15 protein-coding genes are annotated in these 12,388 nt (G+C 66.8%); 9 read left to right on the forward strand and 6 right to left on the reverse strand.

Annotated elements, in window-relative coordinates:
* Positions 1-17: 17 nt before the first annotated feature.
* On the reverse strand, positions 18-1,454 hold the full coding sequence (locus LT971_RS14955; RefSeq protein WP_237007748.1) for a flippase: 1,437 nt from the start codon (positions 1,452-1,454) through the stop codon (positions 18-20).
* Between the two features lie 115 nt (positions 1,455-1,569).
* Between LT971_RS14955 and aglJ the strand changes: the two genes are divergently transcribed.
* Complete coding sequence (aglJ, locus tag LT971_RS14960) at positions 1,570-2,487, forward strand: S-layer glycoprotein N-glycosyltransferase AglJ (RefSeq protein WP_237007749.1); 918 nt, start codon at positions 1,570-1,572, stop codon at positions 2,485-2,487.
* A 22-nt stretch (positions 2,488-2,509) separates the two neighbouring features.
* On the opposite strand, the gene LT971_RS14965 is transcribed toward aglJ, so the two are convergent.
* The gene (locus LT971_RS14965; RefSeq protein ID WP_237007750.1) at positions 2,510-3,220 is read right to left on the reverse strand and encodes a hypothetical protein; all 711 of its coding nucleotides are present in this window, start codon (positions 3,218-3,220) and stop codon (positions 2,510-2,512) included.
* Between the two features lie 68 nt (positions 3,221-3,288).
* On the opposite strand from LT971_RS14965, the gene LT971_RS14970 reads away from it, so the two are divergent.
* The 3 genes from LT971_RS14970 (at position 3,289) to aglM (ending at position 5,815) form a co-directional block, all read left to right on the forward strand.
* On the forward strand, positions 3,289-4,008 hold the full coding sequence (locus LT971_RS14970; protein WP_237007751.1) for a VOC family protein: 720 nt from the start codon (positions 3,289-3,291) through the stop codon (positions 4,006-4,008).
* Between the two features lie 133 nt (positions 4,009-4,141).
* The gene (locus LT971_RS14975; protein WP_237007828.1) at positions 4,142-4,429 is read left to right on the forward strand and encodes a TRAM domain-containing protein; all 288 of its coding nucleotides are present in this window, start codon (positions 4,142-4,144) and stop codon (positions 4,427-4,429) included.
* Positions 4,430-4,513: 84 nt separating this feature from the next.
* Positions 4,514-5,815, forward strand: a complete 1,302-nt coding sequence (gene aglM, locus LT971_RS14980) for a UDP-glucose 6-dehydrogenase AglM (RefSeq protein WP_237007752.1) — start codon at positions 4,514-4,516, stop codon at positions 5,813-5,815.
* A gap of 167 nt (positions 5,816-5,982) precedes the next feature.
* Here the strand turns inward: aglM and LT971_RS14985 are convergent, their stop codons facing one another.
* The gene (locus LT971_RS14985) at positions 5,983-6,276 is read right to left on the reverse strand and encodes a DUF5779 family protein (RefSeq protein WP_237007753.1); all 294 of its coding nucleotides are present in this window, start codon (positions 6,274-6,276) and stop codon (positions 5,983-5,985) included.
* 76 nt (positions 6,277-6,352) lie between these two features.
* Between LT971_RS14985 and LT971_RS14990 the strand changes: the two genes are divergently transcribed.
* Positions 6,353-6,499, forward strand: a complete 147-nt coding sequence (locus LT971_RS14990) for a DUF7557 family protein (RefSeq protein WP_237007754.1) — start codon at positions 6,353-6,355, stop codon at positions 6,497-6,499.
* A 15-nt stretch (positions 6,500-6,514) separates the two neighbouring features.
* Here LT971_RS14990 and LT971_RS14995 read toward each other — a convergent pair whose 3' ends face one another.
* The 3 genes from LT971_RS14995 to LT971_RS15005 form a co-directional block, all read right to left on the reverse strand.
* Complete coding sequence (locus tag LT971_RS14995) at positions 6,515-6,985, reverse strand: DUF5799 family protein (RefSeq protein ID WP_237007755.1); 471 nt, start codon at positions 6,983-6,985, stop codon at positions 6,515-6,517.
* A gap of 89 nt (positions 6,986-7,074) precedes the next feature.
* Positions 7,075-7,473 carry an OsmC family protein gene (locus tag LT971_RS15000; RefSeq protein WP_237007756.1) on the reverse strand — a complete coding sequence of 133 codons (399 nt, stop codon included), beginning with the start codon at positions 7,471-7,473 and terminating at the stop codon, positions 7,075-7,077.
* Between the two features lie 84 nt (positions 7,474-7,557).
* Entirely contained in the window at positions 7,558-8,280 is a 723-nt protein-coding gene (locus LT971_RS15005) for a metal-dependent hydrolase (RefSeq protein ID WP_237007757.1), read from the reverse strand.
* A 99-nt stretch (positions 8,281-8,379) separates the two neighbouring features.
* Between LT971_RS15005 and LT971_RS15010 the strand changes: the two genes are divergently transcribed.
* The 4 genes from LT971_RS15010 (at position 8,380) to LT971_RS15025 (ending at position 12,351) form a co-directional block, all read left to right on the forward strand.
* Positions 8,380-9,363, forward strand: coding sequence for an aldo/keto reductase (locus LT971_RS15010; RefSeq protein WP_237007758.1), 984 nt, complete (start codon positions 8,380-8,382; stop codon positions 9,361-9,363).
* 75 nt (positions 9,364-9,438) lie between these two features.
* Positions 9,439-10,173, forward strand: a complete 735-nt coding sequence (locus LT971_RS15015; RefSeq protein ID WP_237007759.1) for a fumarylacetoacetate hydrolase family protein — start codon at positions 9,439-9,441, stop codon at positions 10,171-10,173.
* 61 nt (positions 10,174-10,234) lie between these two features.
* Positions 10,235-10,756, forward strand: a complete 522-nt coding sequence (locus tag LT971_RS15020; protein WP_237007760.1) for a twin-arginine translocation signal domain-containing protein — start codon at positions 10,235-10,237, stop codon at positions 10,754-10,756.
* Entirely contained in the window at positions 10,753-12,351 is a 1,599-nt protein-coding gene (locus LT971_RS15025) for a GMC family oxidoreductase (protein WP_237007761.1), read from the forward strand. Before LT971_RS15020 ends, LT971_RS15025 begins: the two co-directional genes overlap by 4 nt.
* Positions 12,352-12,388: the final 37 nt, after the last annotated feature.

Below are 12,388 nucleotides of genomic sequence, written 5' to 3' on the forward strand. Positions count from 1 at the left end.
TATTTCACAGATATAAATTAGGGATTAAGTTCTTCGGCTGGGAGCATAGGTAATTCGTAGGGGATATTTTCATTGACTGTTTTTCTGAATTTCACTGATATAATTAATAGGGTCAGGAAATACGCCAGAGCGCCGAGACCAGATAATAGTATTCCAAGAGGAATTGTGTTTTCGAAGTAGAGGCGATTTGGTAGAACAACCGCCGCCATCACTCCCGAAGCAAGGATCTGATTGGCAATTTCACGCTTAGGAATCGGAACTTCGATTAGGTTAGAGAGGTATGAGTATCCGAGAATTGTCCCGACCAGAGCCGACAAGGCCGTGGCAAAAGCGGCGCCGTACCAACCGAAATTCGCGGTCAGGGCAAAGTTCAATATCAAATTCAGTGTAACGAAGACTACGTTGATTCTGAAAGTTAACTCGGGGCGATCCAACGCATCAATTGTGTTCAACAACTGACTTTGGTACCCGTAAATTAGGCGGGCAATACTCAGTATGATGAGAATGTAATATCCTGAAGCAAATCCTTCACCATACACCCGTAAGATTATATCGCCTAGAAGCGCACTGCCAACAACGCCGGGTACAATAATTAATCCTGAGTAAGTCAGGCCTTCGCGGAGTAAACTTGTGACCTCAGACTTATTATCGCGTGAGGCTAGCGAACTCATCTCTGGGAACAATGTTCGCTGTATCGCTACACTGAACGTTGCAAAGATGGATGCCAGGTTCCAAGCGGCTTTATATCCGCCTACGACCGAATTTGTAAGGAAGACTGCCAGTATTAGAGTGTCCATGGACATGAACGTCTGTCCACGGATGTGGGCAAACCATGAGAACTGAGCGTACGATTTTAATCGCTTAAAGTCTTCTATTGAAGGTGTAGTAAATCTGGTATTGACAAAATACGCCCCAACAACCGTGGTAGCAACAGCCCCAAACAGATATCCTGCAAAGGCACCTGCCAACCCTAACCCAGCCAGAACGAGGATAATCTGTACGATGCTCTGTACCGTCTTTTGAAATGGTTGTAGAAGACTCGAAATGTGCACCATGTGCTGCCCGTCTAGAATAGACCACACGAGACCCACTGATAGCTTGACCAACAAGAGAGCAATTACGATACCCGTCGCTTGAATGCCCATGTAATCGTTCAGAATTGGGCGAATCAGCCAGAGAATAATCGCCACGGCACCAAACAAAAATAGCTGAGTGATTACGCCCGGGATGACGTAGTCGACTCCGTCGTCTTCGCTTACTCGCTTCTTTAGAGCTGCGCCGATACCCAAATTGCCAGCAACTGCCGCCCAAGCTAAGACTGACATGACCACGACGTATGCCCCAAACTGTTCACGGCCGAGGAATCGCGTGAGTACAACAGTACCGAAGAACCCGGAGAAAGAAACCGTTAGTTTCGAGAGAAACGAAATAACTGATGTTCGACCGTATCTCATTGATTCATCACCCCGAGGTGCGTGGTCAGTTGTTTCTGTTCGGCCACGTATCAATAACCCGCTTCGCTGCCGCCGAAGAAAACGCTTTTGCGCCCACCCCGTCCACGCCAAGGCAATGAGCGAGGAGTACGAGGAGGTGTGTGCCCTCGTTCCGACGCGGAACGAGGCGGCGACCATCGCCGACGTGATAGACGGCCTGTACGACGTCGGCGTGGGGCACGTCCTCGTCGTGGACGGGAACTCGTCCGACGACACCCGCGAAATTGCGACCGACCACGGCGCCGAAGTCGTCCAGCAGGCGGGCGACGGCAAAGGGCAAGCGGTCCGGGAGGGCGTTACGCTGATCGACGAGGAGTACATCCTCCTCCTCGACGGCGACGGCACGAACCCGCCCGAGCAGGCCCCGCGCTTGCTCGACCCACTGGTCTCCGGCGACGCCGAGCACGTCGTTGGCGACCGAACTGCCGACATGCGGCCGGGCGCGATGAGCAACCTGAACCAGTTCGGGAACCGGCTCATCAATCGGGCGTTCCGGCGCATCCACGGCGAGGACTACGGTGACATCCTCTCGGGGTACCGGGCGTTCACCGCCGAGTCGTTCGACCGGATGTTCCTCTCCGCGGAGGGGTTCGGCATCGAGACGGAGATGGCCGTGGAGTGTTCGCGGCACGGAATCCTGGTCGAGGTCGTACCGACGACGTACCGGCCGCGGCCCGACGGGTCGGAGACGAACCTCCACCCGATTTCGGACGGCGCGCGCATCATCGTGACGCTGTACAGCCTCGCGAAGACGTCGAATCCGCTGTTCTACTTCGGGAGCATCGGCGCCGGGTTCGGCCTGCTGGGGACGCTGCTGGCGGCATACGTGGGCTACGACTGGTTCGCGAACGGCGTCAGCCACGAGGTCATCGCGCTCGTGGCTGGCGTGAGTGTGCTGTTCGGCGTGCAGCTGTTGATGTTCGGGCTGCTGTCGGACCTGGTGGTGACGCTGTACCGCGAGCAGACGCGCCGCATCGAGCGGCTGAAGGACTGAGCACCGGCGGCAGCGGCACCCGCTACGAGAGGAAGGAGGTAACGCCTTTCAGCCACGCTTTCGGCGCGCGCCGGCGGGCGCCGTCGGTGGCGTACTCGAGTTCGCGGGTGGCGTCCTGCATGAGGCCCTCGCCGTGGCCGGTGAGGACTCGCTCCGGCGTGAAGCGCCGGAGTGCGTCCGGGGGCGAGACCCGGAGCATGGGGTGGACGCCGACGCGTTCGCGGCCGGCGAGGAAGTACTCGACAGTGCCGACGAGGTCGCCGACGACCAGCGTTTCGCCGTCGTAGAGCGCGGCTTCGTCCCAGATGGGCCAGTCGACGGTGCGGACGACGTCGAAGTCCGTACCGGGCAGCGTGTCCGTAATCGGCTGGGTCGGTGCGTCGATTTCGGGTTCGACGTACGACGGCACGTAGATGGGAACGTCGTGGCGGTCGGCGATGGCTTCGGCATCCCGTGCGTGGCGGTCCATGAGCACGACGACGCCCGTTACGTCGCCGAGGTCGGCGAGCAGTTCGTCGACGCCGTCGCCGTCGACTGGGTCGACGACCCAGACGTCCGCTGCTGTGTCGGCCTCGTCGTTGTCGTCTTCGTCGTCCTCGTCGTCGCTGGGGACGGCGAGCGCGTGGCTGGCTCGCTGCATCGTCTCGTCGGGGTACGCGATCCAGCCGACGCCGCCGTCGAAGCGGTCGATGACCTTGATGTCCGTGGCTCGGCCGGTCTGCTTGATTGGCACAGTCTTCCTACGGCCACCACCGTCTTAAAACGGGGTACGCCTATGGTCGTTGCCGCCTTCTGGCCGGTATGCTCTCGACGCTCTCCGCGCTCGCCCTCGAAGTCCACCACCTCGACCGGGCAGCCACGTGGTACGAGACACACCTCGGCGTCGACGGCGTCCGCGGTGAGCACGAGGCTCACTACGAGGTCGGCGAGACGACGCTCGTGTTGCGAGAGCCCTCGTCCGTCCCGCGCGGCGGCCTGCACGTCCACTACGCGCTCGCGACGCCGACGAGCCACTACGAGAACTGGCTGACCGCGCTTCAGGCTGACTTCGACGTAGTGGAGTTCGACTTCGGCGGCGCGCGCAGCCTCTACGTCGACGACCCGGACAGCCACTGCGTGGAGGTCGGGACGGCCGGCCCTGACAGTGTTGGGGGAGACGCGTCACCGGCGGGACCGAGCGACAGACCACTCACCGGCGTGTTCGAGGTCGCCCTGGAGGTCGAGGCGCTGGACCGGGCCGAAGCGTTCTACACCGACCTCGGGTTCGCCGCCGTGGACCGCGGGGACGACCGGAACCGGGTGCGGCTGGACGGCCCGGTGGCGCTGGAGCTCTGGGAGCCCCAGCGCGGCATCGCCGACGCGCGGGGCGGCGTCCACGCCGACCTCCGGTTCGAGGTGGCCGATTCGGAGCGCGCCGCGGACGCCGTCTCGGAGCGGGCGTGTGCCGTCGACGCCTTCGACGACGGCAGCCGGCGGGTACGCGACCCGGACGGCCACTATCTCACGTTCCACGAGGCGTGACCGACGGTCGGTGGCAGGCGCGTTGCGAGCCGATGGGTTGTAGGGGCTCCGGTGACAGGCTGGGGGCATGGATTACACAGTCGTCGGCGCGGGTGCCGGCGCGGCAGTGCTGGTGCTGGTGCTCGTGGTCGCCATGTGGCGGCGGGGCTCCGGCGGAGCGAGTGAGTCGAAGCGAGCGCACGACGCCGCACAGGAGCGCGAGCCACCGGTCGACCTCGGGGAGACCTACGAGTTCGGCGTGACGGAGTTCACCGACCACCACTCCGGCGAGCGAGTGGCGGTCGGGAAGGTCGAAGGGTTCGTCGTGTTCACCGAGGACGTCCCCAGCAGCGTCTCGGAGGGCGACGTCGTCCGGGCGACGGTGACGTCGTTCAACCGCGACGAGACGTCCGCGGACGCCATCTTCGAGGAGACGGCGTAGCTGTCGGCAGCAGTGGCAGCGCGCGCCCGAGTGACGAACTACCTTTGTAGGGGCCGCTTCTACCCCCCGCAAGGTGATTTCCCTGTGCGCGTGAGCATCGTCGGCAGCGGGTACGTCGGCACGACAATCGCGGCGTGTTTCGCCGACCTCGGCCACGAGGTCGTGAACGTGGACGTCGACGAAGACGTCGTCGCGACCATCAACGACGGCGAGGCGCCGATTCACGAGCCCGGCCTCGAGGAGCGCATCGCCGAGCACGCCGGCGGCCGGCTGCGCGCGACGACGGACTACGACGCCGTGCGAGAGACGGACGTGACGTTCCTCGCGCTCCCGACGCCCTCCCGCGAGGACGGCAGCATCGACACGTCCATCATGGAAACGGGCTCGGAGTCCCTCGGCGCGGCACTCGCCGGGAAGGACGACCACACGGTCGTCGTCAAGAGCACGGTCGTCCCCGGGACGACCGAGGACGTCGTCGAGCCCGCCCTCGAGCGCGGGGGCTTCGACGGCGCGACGCTCGCGATGAACCCCGAGTTCCTCCGGATGGGGTCGGCCGTCGCGGACTTCCTCGACCCCGACAAGGTCGTGTTCGGCGCGCGCACTGGGGACGACGAGAACGACGGCGAAGCGGCCTACGAGGCCCTCCGGGCGGTCTACGAGCCGCTACTCGACGAGGCGCCCGCCGCCGCCGTCGTGGAGACGGGGCTGCGGGAGGCCGAGATGATCAAGTACGCGAACAACGCCTTCCTCGCGTCGAAGGTCAGCCTCGTGAACGACCTCGGGAACATCTGCAAGGAGTTCGGCGTCGACGCCTACGAGGTCGCCGACGCCATCGCCCACGACGACCGCATCAGCGGCCGGTTCCTCCGGTCCGGGGTGGGGTGGGGAGGAAGTTGTTTTCCAAAAGATTTAGCTGCAATAATAGCCGCGGCGAAGCGCGAGGGCTACGACCCGGCGATGCTGGAGGCGGCCGTCGAGGTCAACGACGGCCAGCCGGAGCGCCTGCTCTCGCTGCTGGACGACCACGTCGACGTCGACGGTGAGCGCGTCGCCGTGCTCGGGCTGTCGTTCAAGCCCGGGACCGACGACATCCGGGGGACGCGCGCGATTCCGGTCGTCGACGGCCTCCAGGAGCGCGGCGCCGACGTAGTCGCCTACGACCCGGTGGCGACCGAGAAGATGGCGGAGAAACGCCCCGACGTCGCGTACGCCGACAGCGCACGCGAGGCGCTCGACGGCGCGTCGGGCGCGGTCGTCGTGACCGACTGGGACGAGTTCGCGGCGCTCGACGACGAGTTCGAGGCGATGGCCGAGCGCGTCGTCGTCGACGGCCGCCGCATCGTGGAGCCGCGGGACGGGCTGACGTACGAAGGCCTCACCTGGTAGGCAACCGGATGGTCAACGAGAAACCGGCCACAAGCGAGAACCTCGCCGAAGGCTATCGACGTCGGGCCGAGCGAGATATGTTGCTCGCGGTCAAATTCGAGGGAGTTTCCGCAGAGGCTAACGAAGAGTTGGGGGCGTCCCCGACTGGAGACGAGTCGTAGCGTACTCTACAGTCGGCCCGCGTCGACGTCGACCCCGGGCGGTGCGACCACGAGGAACTTCCGGAAGTGCACCAGCGAGCCGCCGGCGTCCTTGACGTCGCCGGCGAACCCAGCGGCGAGCTCGTTCAGGTCGCCCTCGACGGCGAGGAAGAGGACGTTCCCGCGCTGTATCTCGTCGAGCCACTCGCCGTCCGGGGTGTCACCGTCGAGCACGCCGAGCGTGACGCCGCCCTCGAAGTCGTCGGGGATGTCGATCTCGTCCTCGGCGCGCCGAAGGTCGAGGTTGAAGCCGTCGCTCATACGAATCTGGTGGTGGCGCGCGGGCAAAAACCTTCCCGCCCCCGGACTTATGTCGGGAGCCAGCGTACCGTCGCGTATGCCCAAGGTCATGCTCAGCGAGGAGACCGTGGAGCGACTGGACGCGCTCCAGACCGACGACGAGTCCTACGACGAGCTGGTCTCGGAGCTGCTGAACATCTACGAGGCCGAGGAGCTCACGCTGTTCCACTCCGGCGACGGCTGACGCCAGCCCGGCAGTCTACTCGGTGTCGGTGGACTGCCCGCCAGCGGCCGCTCGGCGGACTTCTTCGAAGCGGTCCTCGTCCTCGAGGAACGCCTGCAGTTCGTCGGCGTACGCCTGCGCGAGTTCCCGCGACTCGGTCGCCAGTTCCTCGTGGTCGTCGTCGCCGCCGCCACCGATGCCGAGCGCGTCCTTGATGCCGCCGACGACGCCACTGCTGCCGCCCGATGCACCGCCGGCCGCGCCGCCGCCCGGTCCCATCTGCTGGTCGACGTTGTCCATCTCCGGCAGCACGTGTTCGAGGCTGGACGTGTCCGCGACGATACGGGCTTCCTGGGGGTCGTCGGCGTGCTCGAGCTCGAACTCGACGGCGGTCATCACGAGCCCCCACTGGGGCCGGGAGAGCCCCGAGGCCTGCACGCGGTCAGCGAACTGCTGGTCGACGCTCATCCGGGCGCCGACGACGAGGTCCGTCCAGTCGTCAGTCATACCCACGGCTACGGCGGGGGTCGGCTTGTATGCTGCGACGACTCCGTCGAAAAACAGCGGTGGGTGTCGGGTGTCGACGCTGGCCGCGTTCAGAACGCGCCGGTCTCGCCGGAGATCTCCGCGTGGAGCTCCTCGCGGAGCGCGCTGTGGACGTGACAGATGCCCTCGGCTCGCTCGACGATGGCGTCGAAGTCGTCGTCGTCGAGGTCTTCCTCGACGAGCAGGTGGAAGCGGATGGCCGTGAGGTCGTCGTCGTCGTCGAGGTCACCTTCGACGTCGACGTCGATGCGGCCGAGGTCGTCGAAGCCCTCCTGCTGGCCGCCGACGCGGAACGCAGGCACGAAGCAGGACGCGTAGTCCGCGAGCAGCGTCGCGTTCGGGTTCGGGCCGTCCTCGTCCGTGGCGTCGATGGTCAGTTCGAAGTCCCCGACGCGGGACCGCGTGGTATAGCCTTCCTCAGACGTGCTGGTAACTTCGATGGTGCTCATTGCGTCCCGATAGTCGCCCGCCGTCGGGGTAAGCGTTATTCTTCCGGTGGGGGTCGCCACGGACTCTCGGGGGTCGACAGCAGCTCAGAGGTGGCCGTCGAGATCGACGGTCTCGTCGCCGTCGAGGACGTGGACGTCAGTCGGGCTCCCGGTGGCCTTGACCTCGCGCTCGAAGTCCTCGATGTCGACCTCGATGGGCGGGAAGGTGTCGTAGTGCATCGGGAACGCCACGTCGACGTCCAGCCAGTCGACGGCGACGGCGGCCTGCATCGGCCCCATCGTGAAGTGGTCGCCGACCGGGACGGCGGCGGCGTCCGGTTCGAGGTAGGGCGCGATGACCTCGCGCATCTCGGTCTGGAGGCTGGTGTCGCCGGCGTGGTAGAACGTCGTGGAGTCGCTGTCGGCGACCTGCGTCGGTTTGGTGTCCGAGATGACGTAGCCGGCCGGCGTCCCGCCGGAGTACTCGTAGCCGGTCTCGAGGCCGTTGGTGTGGTCGGCGCGCACCATCGTGACGAACGCGTCGCCGAGTTCGACGGTGCCGCCGAGGTTCATGCCGGTGGTGTCGTCGACGCCGACCTCGTCGGCGACGTAGCCCGTCACCTCGGGCGTGCCGACGGTGTGGGTGTCGGCGAACTCGCCGACGTGCGCGATGTGGTCGGCGTGCCCGTGTGTGAGCAGGACGTGGTCGACGTCGACCTCGCTGGGGTCCGTGTCCGTGTGGGGGTTGTCGAAGAACGGGTCCACGAGGAGGTCCGTCTCGCCGACCGACACGTGCCAGGTGGAGTGGCCGAACCAGGTGAGTTCCATAGCAGGTGACTGTTCGCCCGAAATACACTTAAAACGTGGCGGCGGGGACGGGTCGGCCGATTCCCACACCGTTACGTGCTGGGACAGTGACGGTCAGGTATGGACACACGACCACTCGGCTCGACCGGCTTCGACGTGACCGAAGTCGGCCTCGGCACGTGGGAGATCGGCAGCGACTGGGGCGAGGTCCCCGAGAGCGAGGCCAAACAGGCCGTGCGCGCGGCCCTCGACGCCGGCGTGAACTTCCTCGACACCGCCGACGTGTACGGCGACGGCCGCAGCGAGCGGCTCATCCGGGAGGTCCTGGACGAACGGAGCGAGGAACCGCTCGTCGCCACGAAGGCCGGCCGCCGCCTCGACCCCCACGATGCCGACGGCTACACGCGCGAGAACCTCGAGCGGTTCGTGGACCGCTCGCGGGAGAACCTCGGCGTCGACAGCCTCGACCTCCTCCAGTTGCACTGTCCGCCGACGGACGTCTACTACCAGCCCGAGACCTTCGACGCGCTGGCGGACCTGCAGGCAGACGGCAAGCTCGACCACTACGGCGTGAGCGTCGAGCGCGTCGAAGAGGGCATGAAGGCCATGGAGTATCCGGGCGTGGAGACCGTCCAGCTCGTCTTCAATCCGTTCCGGCAGCGGCCCGCCGAGCGGTTCCTCGAGGAGGCCTACCGGAACGACGTCGGCGTCATCGTGCGCGTCCCCCTCGCCTCCGGGCTCCTCACCGGCACCATCGACGCCGACACCGAGTTCCCGGAAGACGACCACCGGAACTTCAACCGCGACGGCGACGCCTTCGACGTCGGCGAGACGTTCGCCGGCGTCCCCCTCGACGACGGCGTGCGCGCCGTCGAGGCGCTCCGCGAGCACGTCCCCGAGCACCTCAGCATGGCGCAGTTCGCGCTCCGGTGGATTCTGGACTTCGACGCCGTCTCGACGGTCATCCCGGGGTCGACGACGCCCGACCACATCCGCAGCAACGTCTCTGCGTCGAACGCCGCGCCGCTCACTCACCAGACCCACGGCGCCGTCCGCGACGTCTACGAGCTCACCGTCGAGGAGCACGTCCACCAGCACTGGTAGCGCCACCGGAGTCCGGGGAGTGAGCGGACTGCCGCTCCCGGAACCCTCAAGCGGCCACCGGGGGAATCGGCGGCCATGCACCAGATGCGCTTCCGGGACCCGGCAGGCGCCGTCCGGACGGGCGAGTACGACGAGGACGAGGGAACAGTCACGGCGGCGGGTCGGACGCACGACACGGACGACGTTGACGTGTTGCCGCCCTGCGAGCCGTCAAAGGTCGTCTGCGTCGGCCGGAACTACGTGAAGCACGCCGACGAGCGCGACGAGGACGTTCCCGACCGCCCGCTGCTCTTCCTGAAGCCGCCGAACGCGGTCGCGGGCCACGGCGACACGACGCCGCTGCCCGCCGACAGGTACGTCGAGCACGAGGCAGAACTCGCCGTCGTCGTCGGCGAGCAGGCCCGGAATCTGGACGAGGGAGACGCGATGGACGTCGTCGCTGGCTACACGGCGGCCAACGACGTGTCGAACCGCACGGACCAGGACGAGGAGCAGAACTGGGTCCGGGGAAAGGCCTTCGACGGCGCGTGCCCGCTCGGGCCGGTGCTGGCGTCGCCCGACGAGGTGCCCGACGACGCCGCCGTCGAACTGCGCGTGAACGGCGAACTCCGGCAGTCGTCGTCCATCGAGCACTTCGTCTTCGACGTTCCCGAGTTGCTCGCCGAAATCACCGAGTTCGTCACGCTCGAACCCGGCGACGTGGTCCTCACCGGGACACCGGCGGGCGTCGACGAGCTGACCGACGGCGACCGCGTCGAGGTCGAGGTCGAGGGTGTCGGGACGCTCGAACACGACGTGGCGCGCGAGTAGCCGAACCCGGTCGCCGGCCGAACGCAATCCTGAAGTTTAGGTCTGCCTAAGTCGCGGGTAGATGGAACTGACGCGCCGTGACGTACTGGCCGCGCTCGCAGCCAGCGGCGCCGCCGCGGGCGCCGGCATCGCCCTCTCCGGGGAGCCGGGTGAGGGCCCAGTCGGCGAGCACGAAGTGGACACGCTGGTCGCGGTCGGCAACGTCGTCTACCCCGGCGAGGTCGAGGGCATCGAGGAGTTCGTCCGGCAGTACAGCATCGAGCGCGTCCGGGGTCGTCCCGAGTACGCCGAGGGCGTGGCGGACGCCGTCGCCGCGCTCGACGAGTACACGCGGAGCTGGGAGGACGCCGAGTTTGCGGCGCTGGAGACCGAGCTCGCGGACCGCACGCTCTCGGGGTTCGACGTCGACGTCGCCGACCCCGACCCCGACGGGAGCGACCGCGAGCGCGTCCGGTACTACCTCGTGAACGAACTGCTGTATGCGCTGTTCTCGACGCCGACGGGCGGCGAACTCGCCGGCATCGAGAATCCACAGGGCCACCCGGGCGGCACCACGTCCTACCAGCGGGGGCCGCCGGAATGAACCGCGAACCGTCGCCGCGCGCGGACGTCTGCATCGTCGGAGCCGGGCCGGCTGGCGGCCTGATGGCCGACCGGCTCGCGGCCGCAGGCCACGACGTCGTCGTGCTGGAGGCCGGCCCCCGGTTCGACGCCGACCGCGACGACCGCGAGCGCCGGATGGAGCGCGCGATTCGGCCCGGCCACGGCCCGGACTCGGTCTGGGACATGGGCGGCGACCGTGACGCCTACGAATCCACGGGCGACCGGTACTACCCCCTGAACGCGGCCCGCGTGAAGGGTGTCGGCGGGTCGACGCTGCACTGGCAGGGGATGGTGATGCGGCTCCACGAGCGCGACTTTCGCCTTGAGTCGGCGACGGGCGTCGGCGCCGACTGGCCACTCGACTACGATGACCTCCAGTCGTACTACGCCGGAGCCGAGGACGAACTCGGCGTGGCGGGCGCCAGCGACAACCCCTTCGCGCCGCCCCGCGACGAGCCACACCCGCAGCCGGCGTTCGAGCCGAGCTACTCGGACTCGCTGTTCGCCGAGGCCTGCGAGGCGCTCGGCGTCACGACGCACTCGGTGCCGAACGCACGGCTCTCGGAGGGCCGGGAGGACCGCAGCGCCTGCGTGGGCTACGGGACCTGCCAGCCGGTGTGTCCGTCGGGCGCGAAGTACGACGCGACAGTGCACGTCGAACGCGCGGCGGACGCTGGCGTCAGGGTCGTCGACCGGGCGCCAGTCCAGCGCCTCGAACACGACGACAGCGGCGAGCACGTGACTGCGGCGGTGTACGCCACGCCGAGCGGCGAGCACCACCGCCAGACGGCCCGCGAGTTCGTGCTCGCGGCGGGCGGCGTCGAGAACCCCCGACTGCTCCTGCTCTCCGAGAGCGAGCAGTACCCGGACGGCCTGGCGAACTCCTCGGGGCTCGTGGGCCGGTACTTCACCGAGCACCTGTTCGCCGGCGTCGGCGGGACGCTCGAGGAGCCGACCCGCCAGAACCACGTGGGGTTCAACACCACCGAGAGCCACCAGTTCTACGACCAGCCCGCCGACGGCTCCCGGGGCGCCATCAAACTGGAGTTCCTGAACTACGCCGGCCCGAGTCCCGTCGAGATGGCGCTGGGCGGCGACGACTGGGGCGACGAGATGCTGGACCGGATACGGGCGAACTACGGGACCCACATCGCCGTGGGTGCGCTCGTCGAGCAGCGGCCCCGCGAGGAGAACCGGATTCGGCTGCACCCGGAGCGCACCGACGACCACGGCAACCCCGTGCCGGAGGTGGTGTGGTCGCTGTCCGACTACGAGCGCCGGGGCATCGAGCGCGCGAACGAGATTCAGCGCGACATCCTCGACGAGCTGGGGGCGGACGTCGAGTGGACGGTCGGCCCGGAGAACACCGGACCGGCGTACCACCACATGGGGACGACGCGGATGGGCGACGACCCCGCGGAGAGCGTGGTTGACGCCCGGCTCCGCACCCACGACCTGTCGAATCTCACAATCGCGTCCTCGAGCGTGTTCCCGACGGGCGGCGCGATGAATCCGACGCTGACCATCGCGGCGCTCGCGCTGAAGGCGGCCGACCACGTCGACGAACGACTCTGAGTCCCGACAGAAGCGAATTTCAGCAACCTCGCTTACA

It is taken from the genome of Halobacterium rubrum (assembly GCF_021729015.1).
GTDB lineage: Archaea > Halobacteriota > Halobacteria > Halobacteriales > Halobacteriaceae > Halobacterium > Halobacterium rubrum.

Excerpts from the sequence above, each read along its gene's own strand:
- LT971_RS15005 (WP_237007757.1), bottom strand. The coding sequence starts at position 8,280 with ATGGAACTCACCTGGTTCGGCCACTCCACCTGGCACGTGTCGGTCGGC.
- LT971_RS14985 (WP_237007753.1), bottom strand. The coding sequence starts at position 6,276 with ATGAGCGACGGCTTCAACCTCGACCTTCGGCGCGCCGAGGACGAGATC.
- LT971_RS15025 (WP_237007761.1), top strand. The coding sequence starts at position 10,753 with ATGAACCGCGAACCGTCGCCGCGCGCGGACGTCTGCATCGTCGGAGCC.
- LT971_RS15020 (WP_237007760.1), top strand. The coding sequence starts at position 10,235 with ATGGAACTGACGCGCCGTGACGTACTGGCCGCGCTCGCAGCCAGCGGC.
- LT971_RS14975 (WP_237007828.1), top strand. The coding sequence starts at position 4,142 with ATGTGGCGGCGGGGCTCCGGCGGAGCGAGTGAGTCGAAGCGAGCGCAC.
- LT971_RS15015 (WP_237007759.1), top strand. The coding sequence starts at position 9,439 with ATGCACCAGATGCGCTTCCGGGACCCGGCAGGCGCCGTCCGGACGGGC.
- LT971_RS14970 (WP_237007751.1), top strand. The coding sequence starts at position 3,289 with ATGCTCTCGACGCTCTCCGCGCTCGCCCTCGAAGTCCACCACCTCGAC.
- LT971_RS14995 (WP_237007755.1), bottom strand. The coding sequence starts at position 6,985 with ATGACTGACGACTGGACGGACCTCGTCGTCGGCGCCCGGATGAGCGTC.
- LT971_RS14990 (WP_237007754.1), top strand. The coding sequence starts at position 6,353 with ATGCCCAAGGTCATGCTCAGCGAGGAGACCGTGGAGCGACTGGACGCG.
- aglJ (WP_237007749.1), top strand. The coding sequence starts at position 1,570 with ATGAGCGAGGAGTACGAGGAGGTGTGTGCCCTCGTTCCGACGCGGAAC.
- LT971_RS14955 (WP_237007748.1), bottom strand. The coding sequence starts at position 1,454 with ATGAGATACGGTCGAACATCAGTTATTTCGTTTCTCTCGAAACTAACG.
- LT971_RS15000 (WP_237007756.1), bottom strand. The coding sequence starts at position 7,473 with ATGAGCACCATCGAAGTTACCAGCACGTCTGAGGAAGGCTATACCACG.
- LT971_RS15010 (WP_237007758.1), top strand. The coding sequence starts at position 8,380 with ATGGACACACGACCACTCGGCTCGACCGGCTTCGACGTGACCGAAGTC.